20 protein-coding genes are annotated in these 16,008 nt (G+C 71.7%); 12 read left to right on the forward strand and 8 right to left on the reverse strand.

From position 1 onward, the window contains the following. Position 1: 1 nt before the first annotated feature. Together Q0Z83_RS53910 and Q0Z83_RS53915 are read right to left on the reverse strand one after the other, a co-directional pair. Entirely contained in the window at positions 2-1,360 is a 1,359-nt protein-coding gene (locus tag Q0Z83_RS53910) for a GGDEF domain-containing protein (RefSeq protein WP_317791327.1), read from the reverse strand. Between the two features lie 69 nt (positions 1,361-1,429). After that, positions 1,430-2,485, reverse strand: coding sequence for a hypothetical protein (locus tag Q0Z83_RS53915; RefSeq protein WP_317791328.1), 1,056 nt, complete (start codon positions 2,483-2,485; stop codon positions 1,430-1,432). Positions 2,486-2,630: 145 nt separating this feature from the next. Here Q0Z83_RS53915 and Q0Z83_RS53920 point away from each other — a divergent pair, with 145 nt between their 5' ends. Further along, the gene (locus tag Q0Z83_RS53920) at positions 2,631-3,542 is read left to right on the forward strand and encodes an alpha/beta hydrolase family esterase (RefSeq protein ID WP_317791329.1); all 912 of its coding nucleotides are present in this window, start codon (positions 2,631-2,633) and stop codon (positions 3,540-3,542) included. Here the strand turns inward: Q0Z83_RS53920 and Q0Z83_RS53925 are convergent. Then, a complete protein-coding gene (locus Q0Z83_RS53925) occupies positions 3,526-4,911 on the reverse strand; it encodes a pyridoxal phosphate-dependent decarboxylase family protein (protein ID WP_317791330.1) in 1,386 nt (461 codons plus the stop codon). The genes Q0Z83_RS53920 and Q0Z83_RS53925 overlap by 17 nt on opposite strands. Before the next feature lie 24 nt (positions 4,912-4,935). Then, positions 4,936-5,451: a hypothetical protein gene (locus Q0Z83_RS53930; protein ID WP_317791331.1), complete on the reverse strand. Its 516-nt coding sequence runs from the start codon at positions 5,449-5,451 to the stop codon at positions 4,936-4,938. A gap of 89 nt (positions 5,452-5,540) precedes the next feature. On the opposite strand from Q0Z83_RS53930, the gene Q0Z83_RS53935 reads away from it, so the two are divergent. The 3 genes from Q0Z83_RS53935 (at position 5,541) to Q0Z83_RS53945 (ending at position 8,843) form a co-directional block, all read left to right on the forward strand. Continuing rightward, positions 5,541-6,002: an RICIN domain-containing protein gene (locus tag Q0Z83_RS53935; RefSeq protein ID WP_317791332.1), complete on the forward strand. Its 462-nt coding sequence runs from the start codon at positions 5,541-5,543 to the stop codon at positions 6,000-6,002. Between the two features lie 53 nt (positions 6,003-6,055). Beyond that, complete coding sequence (locus tag Q0Z83_RS53940) at positions 6,056-6,493, forward strand: HIT family protein (RefSeq protein WP_317791333.1); 438 nt, start codon at positions 6,056-6,058, stop codon at positions 6,491-6,493. 166 nt (positions 6,494-6,659) lie between these two features. Next, positions 6,660-8,843, forward strand: a complete 2,184-nt coding sequence (locus Q0Z83_RS53945) for a HelD family protein (protein WP_317797378.1) — start codon at positions 6,660-6,662, stop codon at positions 8,841-8,843. A gap of 14 nt (positions 8,844-8,857) precedes the next feature. Here Q0Z83_RS53945 and Q0Z83_RS53950 read toward each other — a convergent pair whose 3' ends face one another. From Q0Z83_RS53950 to Q0Z83_RS53960, 3 genes are read right to left on the reverse strand one after another with little or no spacing between them, the layout of a single operon-like run. Next, positions 8,858-9,448, reverse strand: coding sequence for a DNA-3-methyladenine glycosylase (locus tag Q0Z83_RS53950; protein WP_317791334.1), 591 nt, complete (start codon positions 9,446-9,448; stop codon positions 8,858-8,860). Positions 9,449-9,452: 4 nt separating this feature from the next. Further along, positions 9,453-9,863 carry a hypothetical protein gene (locus Q0Z83_RS53955; protein ID WP_317791335.1) on the reverse strand — a complete coding sequence of 137 codons (411 nt, stop codon included), beginning with the start codon at positions 9,861-9,863 and terminating at the stop codon, positions 9,453-9,455. 41 nt (positions 9,864-9,904) lie between these two features. Then, positions 9,905-10,387 (reverse strand): MarR family winged helix-turn-helix transcriptional regulator, encoded by a 483-nt coding sequence (locus Q0Z83_RS53960; RefSeq protein ID WP_378078836.1) that lies wholly within the window; start codon positions 10,385-10,387, stop codon positions 9,905-9,907. 94 nt (positions 10,388-10,481) lie between these two features. On the opposite strand from Q0Z83_RS53960, the gene Q0Z83_RS53965 reads away from it, so the two are divergent. Both Q0Z83_RS53965 and Q0Z83_RS53970 read left to right on the forward strand, forming a co-directional pair. Beyond that, the gene (locus Q0Z83_RS53965; protein WP_317791336.1) at positions 10,482-10,856 is read left to right on the forward strand and encodes a DoxX family protein; all 375 of its coding nucleotides are present in this window, start codon (positions 10,482-10,484) and stop codon (positions 10,854-10,856) included. Between the two features lie 56 nt (positions 10,857-10,912). Then, positions 10,913-11,734 carry a hypothetical protein gene (locus Q0Z83_RS53970; protein ID WP_317791337.1) on the forward strand — a complete coding sequence of 274 codons (822 nt, stop codon included), beginning with the start codon at positions 10,913-10,915 and terminating at the stop codon, positions 11,732-11,734. A 4-nt stretch (positions 11,735-11,738) separates the two neighbouring features. Here the strand turns inward: Q0Z83_RS53970 and Q0Z83_RS53975 are convergent, their stop codons facing one another. Then, the gene (locus tag Q0Z83_RS53975; protein WP_317791338.1) at positions 11,739-11,990 is read right to left on the reverse strand and encodes a hypothetical protein; all 252 of its coding nucleotides are present in this window, start codon (positions 11,988-11,990) and stop codon (positions 11,739-11,741) included. Positions 11,991-12,183: 193 nt separating this feature from the next. Here Q0Z83_RS53975 and Q0Z83_RS53980 point away from each other — a divergent pair, with 193 nt between their 5' ends. The 6 genes from Q0Z83_RS53980 to Q0Z83_RS54005 all read left to right on the forward strand — a co-directional run bounded on the left by Q0Z83_RS53980 (position 12,184) and on the right by Q0Z83_RS54005 (position 16,003). Then, positions 12,184-13,056 carry a helix-turn-helix domain-containing protein gene (locus tag Q0Z83_RS53980; RefSeq protein WP_317791339.1) on the forward strand — a complete coding sequence of 291 codons (873 nt, stop codon included), beginning with the start codon at positions 12,184-12,186 and terminating at the stop codon, positions 13,054-13,056. After that, positions 13,049-13,261, forward strand: coding sequence for a DUF397 domain-containing protein (locus Q0Z83_RS53985; protein ID WP_317791340.1), 213 nt, complete (start codon positions 13,049-13,051; stop codon positions 13,259-13,261). The genes Q0Z83_RS53980 and Q0Z83_RS53985 overlap by 8 nt, the downstream gene beginning before the upstream one ends. Positions 13,262-13,360: 99 nt before the next feature. Further along, a complete protein-coding gene (locus Q0Z83_RS53990) occupies positions 13,361-14,143 on the forward strand; it encodes a CAP domain-containing protein (RefSeq protein ID WP_317791341.1) in 783 nt (260 codons plus the stop codon). 57 nt (positions 14,144-14,200) lie between these two features. Beyond that, positions 14,201-14,758: a type II toxin-antitoxin system PemK/MazF family toxin gene (locus Q0Z83_RS53995; protein ID WP_317797380.1), complete on the forward strand. Its 558-nt coding sequence runs from the start codon at positions 14,201-14,203 to the stop codon at positions 14,756-14,758. Between the two features lie 19 nt (positions 14,759-14,777). Beyond that, entirely contained in the window at positions 14,778-15,344 is a 567-nt protein-coding gene (locus Q0Z83_RS54000; RefSeq protein ID WP_317791342.1) for a hypothetical protein, read from the forward strand. An 11-nt stretch (positions 15,345-15,355) separates the two neighbouring features. Continuing rightward, positions 15,356-16,003: an adenylate kinase family protein gene (locus tag Q0Z83_RS54005; RefSeq protein ID WP_317791343.1), complete on the forward strand. Its 648-nt coding sequence runs from the start codon at positions 15,356-15,358 to the stop codon at positions 16,001-16,003. Positions 16,004-16,008: the final 5 nt, after the last annotated feature.

Here is a 16,008-nt window from a genome sequence, read left to right on the forward strand (position 1 = left end):
ATCAGGCGGCGACCGCGACCCGGCTCTTGCCGGCCGTCTTCGCGGCGTACATCGCGGTGTCCGCGTCGTGCATCAGCGCGTCGATGTCGGCGTGGTCGCGCCACACCGCCACGCCGACACTGCCCCGGGGCGCCAGCTCGACACCGGACACCACCAGCGGTTCCTGGATCGCGACCAGCAGCCGCTCGGCCACCAGCACCGCGTCGTCGGCGGAGTCCATGCCGTCGAGCAGCACCGCGAACTCGTCACCGCCGAGGCGGGCCGCGGTGTCCGCGCCGCGGATCCCGTCCCGCAGCCGTTGCGCCACCGCCACCAGCAGTTGGTCGCCGGCCGCGTGGCCGTGTGTGTCGTTGACCGCCTTGAACCCGTCCAGGTCGATCAGCAGCAACGCCACCGGGCTGCCCCGCCGGGCCCGCGCCGCCGCCTGCTCCAGGTGGTCCCGCAGCAGCGACCGGTTGGCCAGCCCGGTCAGGTTGTCGTGGAACGCCTGATGCCGCAGGTCGGCGGCGTGTTCGGCGTTGCGCAGGCCGAGCACCGTCTGCGCGGCCAGCGTCTCCAGGCTGGGCATCACGTCGGCCGGGATGGGCCCGTCACCTCCGGCCATCAGGGTGCCGTAGAGCTGCTTGTCGCTGCGCAGGGTGAGCGTCACCCGTACCGACGAGATGTCACCGGCCAGAAGCGCCGCCGGAACCGGACCGGCGACCGTGCTCACCGCCTCGCCCTCCGGGGTGTTGCGGGTGAGCGCCGCCCAGCCGCCGGGCAGACCGCCGAGCAGTTCCTCCGCGGCCTCGGCCGCGTGCCGGCCGATCGCCTCCGCGTCGGACGTGGTGACCAGGGTCGAGCCGAGCCGGGCGAAGACCCGCTCCCGGGCCGCCGCCTGCTCCTGTCGCCGGGTGCTCTCGGCGACCGCCGCGGTGAACAGCGCGAGCGGCGGCACCCCGGCGGTCTGCTGCAGGAAGGTACCCAGCAGGTGCGGCTCGGTGAGGGCGACCGCGGCGGCCGACGCGGCGAACAGCGACACGGTCATCAGCAGCGCGTGCCGCCACGTCCCGTAGAGGCCGCGGAACGAGACAGCGGAGAACAACAGTCCGAGAGTGATCAGCCAGTTGTGCGAGCCGTAGCCGATCACGCCGAGCGCGAGACCCTCGACCGGGCCCGCCCACACCGGGAACGAACCGGCCCGGTAGCCACGCAGCCACCACCAACCCAGGCCCAGCGCGGCGGCCACCGCGGCGAGCTGCCAGGGTAGCGGCGCTACCTCACCCTCCAGCGTGCGAGGCACCGCGGTGATCACGTTGAAGAGGATGAAGATCAGGAAGAGCCAGCGGATGCGAGCGCCGAGTTGCCGCGGCGGTGCCATCCGACGAAGCCAAGCCGGTACCCGTGTCATGGATGCCTGATCGGTCGGACCGCGGCGCATCTGACCGGTTCAGCTCTCGAACGATGCCCAGTCCAGACCGATTCTGCGCAGCCGGCGCAGCGCGGCCGGGTCACGCGCGCCGACATACACCTCGAACCAGTCGGCGTCGTCCTCACCCACCAGCGCCACCGTGTCCGGCCCGGCGTAGATCCGGGTCCGCGCGCACGGCCACCGCAGCGGCCGCAACGGCACCCGCTGCAGCGGCGCGACGATCCGCCGGGCCTGCGCCCGGTCGGCGAAGGCCATCCCACCCGGGGCGAGACCTTCCGGCGGTCGGTCCATCGCCACCCGGGTCAAAGCCAAGAGCAGGAGGTACGCCGAAAGCCGTTCACGCTCCCGCAGAGGCTGGTCACTGAGCCCTCGGTAGAAGACGTGCGGATCGTCGTCCTCCGCCCCGATCAGCAGCTCGAACGTGCCGTCCCCGGACTCGCCGAAGACCAGTGGGCTCCCCGGCCGCTGATGGACCTGCAACGATCCGTCGTACAGTTCGGGTCGCCCGGCGGCCAGCCGATGAAAGACCCGCAGCGGTTCCGGCTGTCCGTCGACCACCGATGGTGCACCGGCCGGGACGTCGCCGTACCAGTCGGCGATGAACCCCTCCAGTGCCTTGACCGGGTCCTCCGGCAGCAGGTCGAGCCAGTCCGCGCCGGCCGCCGGATCGGGTGTCCCGGCCACCGTGAGCAGGTGCTCCGGCAGGGGCGTGTCCAGCCGCAGGTCGAGTCGGCGCAGCACGCCCCGGCGGCGGGCGGCGTCGGTGACCCGGGCCGTGCCGAGCGTCAGGCACCCGTCCGGCAGCCTGGCGAACGCGTGCAGCGCAGGCCCGTCGCCGCCGGTCAGGCGGCCCTCGACCAACCGTGGGAACGGCCCGTCGACCCGCAGGTCCTCGGCGTTGCGCAGCCCGGTGGCGATCACCACGGTCCCGTCCGGGCCGGCCGCGAACACGGCCTCGGCGGTCTCATGCACCCGGGCACCCGACCCGGCCACGGCCAGCGCCGCGCCCTCGGCGACGACTGACCAGAGGCGGATCTCCACCGGCCCACCGTAGATCCCGACCGCCAGCCACATCACGGTGATCGTGCGCGCGGGTGGCCTCCCCCTCGGCGGCCACCCGCGCGCACGAGACTCCGACGGTATCCGGTGGTGGCGTGTTCTGCCCTGCGTCGAACCGGGCCTTTACCCGACTCGTACACGTCCGGCGCAGGATGCACACATGTCCCGGCTGCTGCCCGTCGCGCTCGCCCTGCTGCTCCTGCTGCCCGCGGGGTGCACCCGCGACGACGATCCGATCGAACCCGGCAGCACCGAGCACACCCTGGGTGAACGGACCTTCCGTACCTACCGCCCGGCGTCGCTGCCGGACCGGCGGGCGGTTCCGCTGGTGGTGGTGCTGCACGGCGGGGCCGGTTCCGGTGCGCAGGCCGAGCGGGCGTACGGCTGGAACGCCGCCGCCGACCGCGACGGTTTCGTGGTCGCCTACCCGGACGGTACGGGCCGCTCCTGGAACGCCGGCCCCGGCTGCTGCGGCCCGGCCACCCGCGACGGCGTCGACGACGTGCGGTTCCTCGAGGACGTGGTGGCGGCGGTGGCCCGGGGTGCGCCGATCGACCCGACCCGGGTCCGGGTGACCGGCATGTCCAACGGGGCGATGATGGCGTACCGGCTGGCCTGCGACAGCACCGTGTTCACCGCGATCGCCCCGGTGGCCGGCATGATCATCGGCGACTGTCCGCATCCCGCGCCGGTCCCGGTCCTGCACATCCACGGCACCGACGACGCCAGTGTGCCGTGGGCGGGCGGACCCGGGAAACGCTCCAACGGCGGCACCGGTCGGGTCCCGATCGGCATCGACGGACCGCCGATCCCCGACATGATCGCCGACTGGCGGTCCGCGGCCTCCTGCGCGGCACCCACCGAGACCGTCGACGGGCCGGTGACCACGTCGATCGCCACCTGCCCGGGCGGTCGCACGGTCGAACTGATCAGCATCACCGGCGCCGGTCACCAGTGGCCCGGCGCCACCCCGGCCGACCCGGTCGTCACCGAGCGCCTCGGCCTCGACCCGCCGTCCACCGCGCTGGACGCGACGGCGGTGATCGCGAAGTTCTTCACGGCGCCGGGGTGAGCACCGCCGTGGCGAACGCCGCCAGGGTCCGCTGGACGTCGTCGTCGCTGGTCCGCCAGTTGCACACGGACAGCCGGATCGCCCGGCGCCCGCCGGCGACCGTCCCGCTGAGCCACGCCTCCCCGCTGTCGATCACCCGTCGTAGCACCAGGTCGGTGGTCGTGTCGTCGCCGAACCGGAACAGCACCTGATTGATCACCACCTCGCCGAGGATCTCGCACCCCGGCAGCCGGGCCAGCCCGTCGGCGAAGGTGCGGGCGTGCGCACAGCAGCCGTCCACCAGTTCGGCGACCCCCTGTCGGCCGAGCTGCCGTAGCGCCGCCCAGACCGGGAAGCCCCGGGCCCGGCGAGAGAACCCGGGTGTCCAGTCGATCGCGTCCCGCGGATCGCCGGCGCCACCCTGCACCAGGTAGTCGGCGGTCACACTGACCGCCGCCCGGTGCGGCTCCGGATGGGCGCAGAACGCGATGCCGCTGTCGTACGGCACATTCAGCCACTTGTGCGCGTCGAACGCCCACGAGTCGGCCCGTTCGGCCCCGGCCGCCAGATGCCGTAACCGCGGGCTGGCCAGCACCCACAACCCGAACGCCCCGTCCACGTGCAGCCACGCACCGGCCGGCCCGGTCACGTCGGCGATCGCCGCCAGGTCGTCGAACGCCCCGGTGTTCACCTCGCCCGCCTGCGCGCACACCACCGCGGGTGGGCCGTCGTGCAGCACCTCCCGCAGCGCGGCGACATCCATCCGGCCCTGATCGTCGGCGGGCACCACGGTCAGCGTCGCCGTGCCGAAACCGAGCAGGCGCAGTGCCCGGTCGATGGTGGTGTGTCGCCGGGCGCCGACCACGATCCGCATCGGTGGCGCCCCGGCCAGCCCTTGCTCCTCGACGTTCCAGCCGGCCCGCCGCAGCACGTGGTGTCGGGCCGCGGCCAGGCAGGTCAGGTGTGCCGTCTGGCAGCCGGGCACGAACGCGTACGAGCTGCCGGCGGGGAGTCCGAACAGGTCCCGCAACCAGTCGCCGGCCACCTCCTCGGCCACCGACGCGGCCGGGCCGCACGCGTACAGGCCGGCGTTCTGATCCCAGACCGTGGTGAGCCAGTCGGCGGCGACCGCGGCCGGCAGCCCGCCACCGATGACGAACCCGAAATACCGCCCGGACGGGATCGCCACCAGGCCCGGCTCGGCCGCGCGGACCAGCTCTTCGACCACTGTCACCGGATCGGCCGGTCGGTCCGGCAGCGGCCCGCCGAGGCGTCCGCGCAACTCGGCGAGGGTCACCGTCTCGCCCACCGGTCGCTGGTCGAGGGAACCGAGCCAGCCGGCCGCGATCCGCGCCGTCCGGGCCAGCACCTCGCTGAACTCGTCGCCCATCGCCTCAGGGTAGGCCCCGGACGGTCAGCCTTCCTCGTGGTCGGTCGCCCGGGCCGCGCAGAGGAACGTGCCGCCCACCGCGAAGGCGCCGAGCACACCGAGCGAGATCTGGGTCTCGTGGTCGATCTGCCGGTCGTAGGCGGCCCGGTCGACGATCTTCTCCCGATCGTGGTCGACCAGCAGATACTGGTCGCCGCGGATCTGCGGGGTGCCGTCGAGCGCGGTGAACGCCAGCACCAGGGCCAGCCAGAAGCCGAAGAACGCCAGCGCCGCCGCGGCCGCCGCCCAGACCGGTACGTGCGGTGGCACCCAGGAGGCGAGGCTCCACAGTCGCCGGGGTCGGCGGGTCTGGTAGCCGCGGCGGTTCGCGAGGATCCCGGCGGCGAACCCGGGCACGGTCAGGATGGCGGCGAACCCGACCGCGATCGGCGTGATCACCGGCCGTGCCGCGAACGCGTACGCGACGATGAGCGCAGCCGACCACAGCACGCCGGTCCCGCACACCAGACTCAACCCCAGAAGGCCCCGACGTGTGAACATCACTGTCGACGCTACGGTCCCGTTCGCCGCCCCGGGGTGGTTTCCGCACTTCGTCTGCGGGGTCCGGGCCGGCTATCTAGCATCGGGAGATGTTGACCGGCCGAGTCCTCACCCCGCTCGTCGTGGCGGCGCCCCTTCTCGCGGCCCCGGCGGCCGCGGTGCCCACCCCGCCACCGCTGCATCAGGGCTGGATAGTCAGCGAGCGGTCGGCGAACCGCTGCCTGACCGGTGGCCCGGTCGGAACCGTCCTGCACACCACGGTCTGCGACCGGGCGAACAAGGACCAGGACTTCTACCAGACCAGCGAGGGTCACTTCACCCAGGGCGAGAACTGCGTTCAGCCGAACGACACGGGCAACCGTGCGGTGGTGGCCCGCTGTACCTACCGAGCGGATCAGAACTGGTGGTACGCCACCACCCTGCAGGCCGGTGACCAGCGCGGCCGCTGCCTGACCGAGCTTTCGGTCGACACCGCCGGCGTGGGTCGGGTCCGTCTGCGGGCCTGCAGCGGAGCCGTCACCCAGCGCTGGCGCTCAGTGAACCCCTGGTGACCCGGAGCGCTCACCGAGACCACAGGGAATCGAGGATCGTTTATGGTTCGGGGGTGCGGGCGGACGGTACGGGGCAGGACGGGTGCCGCTGGTGCGGTGATCGCCGGGACGAGACCGACTTCGGCCTGCGGGTCTGGTCGGGCCGGGTCACCGACGCCTACTTCGCTCGGCGGGCGTTCGTCCGTGGGTACGCGATAGTGGTCTGGCGCGGTCGGCACCTCGCCGCGCCGATCGATCTGAGCCCGGTCGAGTCCGATCTGTACCACCGTGAGGTCCTGACCGTGGCCCGCGCGATCCGTGACTGCTTCCGCCCGCCGAAGATCGACTATCTGACCCTGGGGGACCGGGAGTCGCACCTGCACACCCATGTGACGGCCCGCTATCCGGACGACGCCGGCGCCGACGGCCCGCTGCCCGCGCACGAGGCGCCGCTGCTGACCGAGGAGATGTGGCGCACCGACGCGGCGGCCCTGAAGATCCTGTTGAACTGAGGCCGCGCCAGGCGTGTACCCTGGAGCCTTCGCGTGTTGAAATAAGGCACGCGGCAGAAAATTCCACTGTCAGATTACGGCATGGAGGCTCAGGGTGTCAAGTCTGTCAAGCGTTTCCGGGACGGAATCCTCCGCGGCGTTCACCGAGGAGCAGGAGTACGTCTCGATGCTGTACACCCGGCTGGACGAGATGCGGGAACAGGCCCGCGACCACCTCACCGGTGTCTGGCGGTCGTCCGGCGGCACCCCGCAGGCACGGTCCCAGCGCGACACGACCGCCCGGGGGTACGCCGACCGCCTGGCCCGCTACGACGCGGTCGAGCCGGGACTCTGCTTCGGGCGCCTCGACCCGCGCGACGGCGGTGCCCTACACATCGGCCGGATCGGTATCCACGACGTCGACGAGCCGCTGCTGGTCGACTGGCGGGCGCCGGCCGCCCGGCCGTTCTACGTGGCGACCGCGATCACCTCGTACGGCATCACCCGCCGCCGCCACATCCGCACCCGCGACCGTACCGTCATCGATCTGGACGACGAGGTCCTGGACGCGGACGTCGCCGCGGCCGCCGGAGGCGGGCCGCTGGTGGGCGAGGCCGCGCTGCTCGCCGCTCTGGACGCGCACCGCACCGGCCGGATGCGCGACATCGTGGCGACGATCCAGTCCGAACAGGACCGGGTGATCCGTTCGGCGGCCGGCGGCGTGCTGGTGGTGCAGGGCGGACCCGGAACCGGCAAGACGGCGGTGGCCCTGCACCGGGCGGCCTACCTGCTCTACACCCATCGCGAGCAGTTGAGCTCCCGGGGCGTACTGATCGTCGGTCCGAACCCGACGTTCCTGCGCTACATCTCGCAGGTGCTCCCGTCGCTGGCGGAGACCGGTGTACTGCTGGCGACGCCCGGCGACCTGTTCCCCGGAGTGTCCGCGACCACGCCCGAGGCGCCGGAGACCGCCGAGTTCAAAGGCCGGGCCGAGATGGTGGAGTTCCTGATCGAGGGGGTGGCCGCGCGGCAGCGGGTGCCGGAGTCGCCGATCGAGATCGAGGTGGACCGGCACCCGCTGCGGCTGGACCGGTACGACTGCGAGCCGGTGCGCCGCCGGGCCCGCGAGTCCGGGCTGCCGCACAACCTGGCCCGACCGATCTTCGTGGCCGGGGTGCTGGACGTGCTGGCCCGGCAGGTGGCCGAGCGGATCGGCTCGGATCCGTTCTGGGACGACCCGCTCGGCGAGAACGACGCGCTGGCCGGCCCGAACGTGCTCGACGACGCCGACGTGGCGGACATCCGCGCGGACCTGGCCGGGTTGCCCGCGGTCCGGGCGCTGCTCGACGAGCTGTGGCCGGTGCTCACGCCGCAGCGGTTCCTCGCCGATCTGTGGGCGACCACGGATCGGGCCGGGCTGCGGCGGGAACGGGGTTCCGGCTGGACCGCGGCCGACGTGCCGCTGCTGGACGAGGCGGCCGAACTGCTGGGTGAGGACGACTCGCTGCGGCGTGCCCGGGAGGCCCGGGACCGGCGGCGACGGCTCGACTACGCGCAGGGCGTGCTGGACATCTCGGCGGGCTCCAAGTCGTACGAGGCGGAGGACGACTTCGAGGCTGAGATCCCGAACGCGGCGGACGTGCTGGAGGCCGCCGTGCTCGCCGACCGGTACGCGGACCGGGACACCCGATCGGCCGCCGAGCGTGCGGCGGTGGACCGGCGGTGGGCGTTCGGGCACGTGATCGTGGACGAGGCGCAGGAGTTGAGCCCGATGGTGTGGCGGATGCTGATGCGGCGGTGCCCCAGCCGGTCCATGACGATCGTCGGTGACCTGGCCCAGACCGGGGCGCGTGGTGGTGCCGACACCTGGGCGGCGGTGCTCTCGCCGTACGTCGCCGATCGCTGGCGTCTCGCCGCGCTGACCGTGAGTTATCGGACCCCGGCCGAGATCATGGCGTACGCTGGACGCCTCCTCGCCGACGCCGACCCGCCGATCGACCTGCCGCATCCGGTCCGTTCCTCGGGCGCCGAGCCCCGCGAGGTGACCGGCGGCGCGTCCGACCTGGTCGAACTCGTCGCGCAGGCGCAGGGGAGTGTCGCGGTGATCGTCCCGGCGGGCCGGCTCGCCGAGGTGGCCGCCGCGCTCCCGGATCTGGCTCAGGACCTGGACGAACCCGCGGTCTTGCTGACCGTCACGCAGAGCAAGGGCTTGGAGTTCGACTCGGTGATCCTGGTCGACCCGGAGCTGATCCGAGCGGAGTCCGCCCGCGGCGTGAACGATCTCTACGTGGCCCTGACCCGAGCCACCCGGCACCTGACCGTCTTCCGGTCGGCCCCCGGAGCTGCCGACGGTTTCGGAGAACAGCTCTGAGGGCCGGCCGGGGTTCAGCGGAGGCGGGGAGTGTGGCGGCGGTAGGCGCTGACCGTCGGGTCACCGGTGAGCCAGAAGCGCCACGGCACGTCGTGGGCCGAGGTCACGCCGACCCGCGGTCCCGCCGACACCTCCCCGGCCGGCTCGACGGGCGGGGTCAGCGTGGCCGGCCCGTCGCCGAACAGGGGTGTGTCGTTGGCGGCCCGGTTCAGGTCGAGCACCTGCATGAGCTTGGCCGGTCCGGCCGCCAGATCGGTGTCCCGGCGGGCCGCGGGCCGGCGTGTGCGGGCGACCTCGATCCCGTCGACGACGGCCCCGGCGCGCAGCAGGACGGCGGCGGCCCGCCCGGTCTCACCACAGACGACGTTGGCGCAGAAGTGCATGCCGTAGATCTGGTAGACGTACAGCCGCCCGGCCGGTCCGAACATCACCCGGTTGCGCTCGGTGACGCCGCGATGGGCGTGGCTGGCCGGGTCGGCGCCGAGTCCGCTGTAGGCCTCCACCTCGGTGAGCCGTACGGTCACCCGGTTGGCGCTCAGCCGCCAGCCGAGCAGCAGACGGGCGGCCTCGTCGACACGGGATGCGGGCAGATCGAGCCAATCCATCAGGTCATACTGCCGGGCGGACCCCGAGCGGCCGTCCGTGGCTCCACAGTTCGGCGTACTCCTGGGCCTCCGCGTGGCCGGCCCACAACCACGGCCGGCACTGGCCGCGCGCGGGCCGCTGGATCGCCCGCAGGACCGCCGGGCTGTAGATCATCCGAACCCGGAACCCGGTCAGGTGACGCCGACGAACCGGAACACGGACGAGCCGGTGGCCACGCCCGTGATGGTGGCCGACGGCCATCAGCCGGTCGCTGTCGTTCGCCCACATGGGCGGCAGCACCCACACCTTGGCGCCGGCCGGGAACCGTTTGACGCCGGCCCGGATCTCCAGGCCGCCGGGCCCGTTGGCGGTTTCGGCGACGACGTTCGCAACAACGCACCAACCGAGCGGTTCGGCTTCCGTCTCCGTCGACATGGCCTAGATGATCTCCGCAGGTCAGCGGGGTGGCAATAGGGCTATCGGGTGGGACAGGAACCGCCCGGATCGGTGGCGCCGAGGATGCGCCGGCCGATCTCCTGGAGCTGGCGGATCTGGGCCTTGGTGAGCGTGTCGAAGACCAGGGTCCGCACGTTCTCGACGTGGCCCGGCGCGCTGGCGACGATCTTGCCCCAGCCCTCCTCGGTGAGCGTGGCGAGAGTGTAGCGGCCGTCGGTGGGGTCGGGGGAGCGGCGGACCCAGCCGCGTTTCTCCAGTCGGCCGACGGCTTGCGACAGCCGGGCCAGGGAGCCCTCGGCGAGGATCGCGAGGCGGCTCATCCGCAGGGTCCGGTCCGGCGCCTCGGAGAGGCCGGCCAGGATCCCGTACTCGAAATGGCTGATGCCCTCGTCGCGTAGCAGCTGCGCGTCGAGGGCGGCGGGCAGGCGCATCAGAACGCCCATCAGGGTCATCCAGGCGGCGCGCTCTTCACTGGTCAGCCAGCGTGGCTCAGGTGTCTCCACGACCGCATCCTACCCGTTCGGATCACTTGCATGTTTAACTCAATCGGCCTACCGTTCGCTCAAGCGTTTAACTGATCGAACGATTAGAGGAATCATGAACATCGTCCTGTGGGTCATCGCGGGCCTGCTCGCCGCCGCCTTCCTCGGCGCCGGCGTGATGAAGCTGAGCCAGTCGAAGGAGAAGCTGGCCGCCTCCGGCATGGCCTGGACCGAGGACTTCAGCGCGGGCGCGGTCAAGGCGATCGGCGCGGCGGAGCTGCTCGGTGCGATCGGCCTGATCCTCCCGGCGCTGCTGGACATCGCCCCGGTGCTGGTCCCGCTGGCCGCCACCGGCCTGGCGCTGACCATGCTCGGCGCGGTCGTGGTGCACGTCAGGCGTGGCGAGACGCAGGCGGTCGCGCCGAGCGCGGTGCTGTTCGTGCTCTCCGTCATCGTCGCCTGGGGGCGGTTCGGGCCTTACGCCTTCTGAGAACCCAGATACATCGATATAGTTCGTCGCCTTGGGGGCAGGGTGGGGAGCTGAACATGGAACAGGCAGGGCAAACGCCGGAGAAGCCGGACGATACGGGGCTCGGGGCGCGGCTGGTCGCGCTCGGTGGCCTCGAGTTGGGGGAGTTCAACACCGTCCCGTCCGGCCCCGGCGTCGCTCCAGCCCCGGCGCCCGTCGTCCGTACCGTGCGAAAGCCCCGGACCCTGCTGATCACCGCGGGTGTCGTGGTGGCCGTGCTGGGTTTCTTCGGCACCGCCGCCTACCTCTTCGTCAACGTCGGCGGCACCTCGCCGTCGGCCGCTCCGCCGCCGCCTCCCCGCAAGCCGTTCCCCACCGCCTCCGTCGGGCTCCCGACCGGCCCGCAGCCGATGAATCAGGGGGTACGAACGGAGGACGACCTGCATCTGGTGTGTCAGAACTGGTACTACCCGTCGGCGCCGAGACTTCGCAGTAGCGCCCCGCATCCGATTCTGATCAGTGAGGACGGCGGTCCCGAGGTGGAGTACCGGACCACCCGCACCCTGAATCAGGCGGCGTTCGCCGGTGGCGCCGAGGAGCGCCGGGCGTGGGCGCCGGAGCCGCCGAAAGCGCAGCTGGTCGCCTGCCTGGACCTGACCGGCCCGGGTCGTCGGGTGCGGGACTGTGGGTCCGGCTCGAAGGCGTTGCCGCTGGTCGAGGGGAAGTACCGGCTCACGGTCTTCGAGGTGGCCAGCCATCGCAAGCTGATCGACAAGACGCTGACCGGAGCCGACCGGGCGTGTCCGTTCGTGATCCTGAACAGCGCGGGCGACACCCTCTACACCACGGTCAAGGACCGGCAGTTGTACGACCTGCTGCACACCCGCGTCGAGGACTGAGGCGTCAGCGCGCCCCGGTGTCCGCCCAGCCGAGGAACCGCTCGTAGAGATCGGCCGGCGGTCCGCCACTGCCGGCCGCCCAGTCGTCGATCGCCTCCAGCATGCAGGAGCCGAGGTAGACGGCCAGGCCGTGCGGGAATTTCTGATACTGCTCGGCCAGCTCCACTTTGGCGGTGGCGCACGGCCACGCCTCGCCGCAGACCCGGCAGTCCCAGGATGGGCGCTCGCCGACGTGTTCGGTCCGCGGAACCAGCATGTCACCCTCACCATGTGCGATTCATCGACTACACAGTGGAGCCTTACGTGCCTTAGGCTCGCTCTCAAGCCGGTGCGGCGAGAATCCCGGAAATGGATTCCCGCTGTCTCGCGCGGGGCGTTCATATCGTCTCGTTCGAGACAACCGGACAGTCGGATGGACAGCCGAGTGACATCACGGGGGACGGCAGCACATGAACGAGACGGGTTCCACCGTTCCGAAACGGCAGGTCGGCCGGCTGTTGCGGCAGTTGCGCGAGCAGGCCGGCATCTCCCTGATGGCCGCGGCCGCCGAGCTGGAGTTCTCCCGCGCCCGGATGTACCGGATCGAGAACGGTGAGGTCCCGGTCCGCAAACACGACGTGATCGCCATGTGCGGGGTCTACTCGGCACCCGGCCACATCACCGAGGTGCTCATCGGACTGGCCGCCGAGTCCAAGGCGAAAGGCTGGTGGCATGCGTACGGCGACGTCGTCCCGGCCTGGTTCGAGCTCTACGTGGGCATGGAACAGGCCGCCGCCAGCCTGCGCTCCTACGCCCCCAGCGTGATCCCCGGACTGCTGCAGACCAGGGAGTACGCGGAGGCCGTGTTCCGCAGCTGGCACGCCGACCCGGAGGCGGCCGGCAGCGCCGTGGCCGTCCGGTTGGAGCGCCAGTCGCTGCTCAGCCGCCGCCTGCCGGAGGCGCCCCGCCTGGACGTGATCGTCGACGAGGGGGTGCTGCGCCGGGCCATCCCGGACACCCTGGGCATGCAGAAGCAACTGGCCCATCTGGTCAACATGTCGATCCGGCACAACATCGGGGTCCGGGTGATCCCGTTCGCGGCCGGCCCGCACAAGGCGGTCGGCTCCGGGCAGTTCACCATCCTCGACTTCCCGGCCGTCGGGACGGCGTCACCCGAACCGACCACCATCTACTGCGAGAACCTCACCGGTGCCCTCTACCTGGATAAGCTCGCGGAGGTGGAGACGTACGAATCGATCTGGGGAGAACTCGGAGCGGTCGCGCTCAGCCAGGCCGAGTCCGACGATCTCATCCGTACGATCATCGAGGAGAGCGATGGCTGACCTGACGGGTGCCGTCTGGCACAAGAGCACTCGCAGCGGAGGCAACGGCGGCGACTGCGTCGAGGTGGCCGCCAATCTCCCCGGCATCGTGGCGATCCGGGACACCAAGGATCCGGGCGGCGCCACCCTGGTCTTCACCGACGAGGAGTGGGCCGCGTTCCTGGCCGGAGTGCGGGCCGGCGAGTTCGACCTTAGAAGTCTGTGAGCCGTTCCTTAAGGAATCCTTTCCGGCGCTGCCGGGAGTCGGGCCCTCGCTCATAGTGATGGGGCGTCGTCCTGCCCCTGCTCACCGAGGTGAATATCCGTGCCGCTCTCCGCCGCTGCCCGATTCCGTTACACCCTGGCAGCGGGGTCGACAGCCGTCGTCATCGGCGCCGGATTCGTCCTGGTCGGCTTCTCCCAGGGCAGTGCCGATACCCCCACCCCGACCTCGGTCGACGCTCCGCTCGCCGCCGCACCGTCCCCCGGCGAGAGCACCGACGACCTGCTCACCGACCCGGCCGCCACCGCACCCGGCGGATCACCCGCGGTGAGCGTCACCCCCGGCACGGCCACCCCCAAATCGCCCAGCCCCAAGCCCACGGTCAAGAAGACGACCAAGGCACCGGCCGGTAAGGAGGCGACCGCGGGCACCACAGGTAAGAAGACGACCGTGCCGGTCACCTCCGGGACCGTCGCCGAGCAGGTGCTCGCGCACATCAACGAGGCCCGGGTCGCCGAGGGCCTCAAGGCGCTCACCCTCGACACCGACCTGTCCAAGGCCGCGGCCCTGCACACCCAGCTGATGATCGACGGGTGCGGGTTGTCCCACAAATGCTCCGGTGAAGCCGAGCTGGGCGACCGGTTCAGCGCGCAGGACGTGTCCTGGCGAGCCGCCGGAGAGAACATCGGCTACGGCTCCAGCGGCAGCAGCGACGCGGCGAAGGTGCAGGCCGCCAACGGTCTCACCGACTCGATGCTGGCCGAGGTGCCGCCGAACGACGGCCACCGCAAGAACCTGCTCAACCCGAACTTCACCCGGATCGGCCTGAGCATCGTGCGCGATTCCAAGGGCCTCACCTGGATGACCCAGGACTTCGTCGGCTAGGGCCGGTGGCCCTCGCGGGTCGGGCGGATCGGCCCGTAGGGTGGCCCGGTGCTCGAAATGCTGAAAGCCCTCCTCCGGCGGATTCTGGGCCGGCCGGAACGGCCCGCCCCGCCCGCGCCGCGGCCGAGCGCTCCGGCCGTACCCCCGAAGAAGACCGCTCCGAAGCCGCCGGCGCCCCGGCCCGCCGCACCGAAGGCGAAGCCCGCTCCGGCGAAGCCGACGGTGGTCAAACGGGCCGTGCCGCAGCAGGGCCGGCATCTCGCCTACGCGCCCGATCTGGACGGTGACGCCGATCCCGGTGAGATCGTCTGGACCTGGGTGCCCTACGAGGAGGACGCGTCGCAGGGCAAGGACCGGCCGGTGCTGGTGGTCGGCCGGGACGCCCGGACGCTGCTCGGCCTGATGCTGTCCAGCCAGGGCGAGCGTGACGGCCAGCGGCACTGGCTGGCGCTCGGCCCCGGCGAGTGGGACCGCGACTCGCGTCCCAGCTGGGTCCGTCTGGACCGGGTCATCGAGGTCGACGAGGACGGCATCCGCCGCGAGGGCGCGATCCTGGATCGGCCCCGGTTCGACCGGGTCGCGGCGATCCTGCGCCGCAACTACGGCTGGCCGTAGCGCCGGATAGCGTTGGGCAATGAGTGATGTCATGACCGGTTTCGGTGGCAAGCAGGCTTGGCTGGCGATCGCCGGCGCGGATCCGGGTGCGGTGCTCAAGGCGCTCGGCCTGCGTGACCTGGGGACCGTGCCGTGGCGCGACGGGCTCGACCTGGCGCATCTGACCGACGACCGGGTGGCGGTCACCCCGCCGCTGCCCGGAGCCCGGGGCACCTGGGTGCTGGCCGTCGGCCGCGCGCTGATCACCCCGGGCCCGGATGTGGTGGCGCTCTCCGCGGAGCTCGGCGCCGAGGTGCAGTTCTTCGCCACCCACCGGGTCACCGAGCTACACCGCTGGCAGCGCGCCGACTCGGGTGATCTGCTGCGTGCGTTCGGCTATGTGGGGCAGACCGGTGAGGTCACGTCCTGGTTCGGGGAGCCGGACGCGGCCGAGCGTGACGCCGGGCTGCCGGCCGCGTTCGATGAGGAGACGTCGGTGCTCGTCGCCGAGCGTGATGTGTTCCGGGTGGCCGGCGCCTGGAGCATCGATCCGACCACGTTGTCCGGGCTCGCGCCCGGCCCGCTGCGCCTCGGCGCGACGGACTGAGGAGAAGGCACATGCGCAAGTACGTGATCATGGGCGTGCAGGGCAGCGGCAAGGGCACCCAGGCCAAGATGCTGAAGGACGACCTCGACCTGGTGCACATCAGCGTCGGCGACATCTTCCGCTGGCACGTGCGCCAGCACACCAAGATGGGCGCCCAGGTCAAGCGGATCATGGCGGCCGGTGATCTGGTCAGCGACGAGCTGGTCGAGGAGGTGGTGCGCCGCCGGATGGGCATCCACGACTGGAACTACGGGTTCATCATCGACGGGTTCCCGCGCAACGGGCGGCAGGCCGAGTTCTTCATGGAGAGCTACGACATCGACGCCGTCATCCACCTGGAGCTGCCCGACGACGAGGTCCGCCGCCGGGTGCTCAGCCGCCGGCTCTGCCCGAACTGCGGGATGGACTACAACCTGATCGCCGACCGCCCCGAGGTGGAGGGCCGCTGCGACATCTGCGGCCACGAGCTGATCGTCCGCGAGGACGACACTCCGGAGGCACTGGAGTCGAGGCTCACCGACTACCACGAGAAGACCCGGCCGGTGCTGGAGCTGTTCCGGCGCAAGGAGGTCGTACACGACGTGGACGGCCGTCCCCCGGTCGAGGACGTGCAGCAGGCCATCCGAAAGACCCTCGGCCTGCCCGCCTACCGCGGCTAACATCC

The sequence above is a fragment of the Actinoplanes sichuanensis genome (genome assembly GCF_033097365.1).
Lineage (GTDB): Bacteria > Actinomycetota > Actinomycetes > Mycobacteriales > Micromonosporaceae > Actinoplanes > Actinoplanes sichuanensis.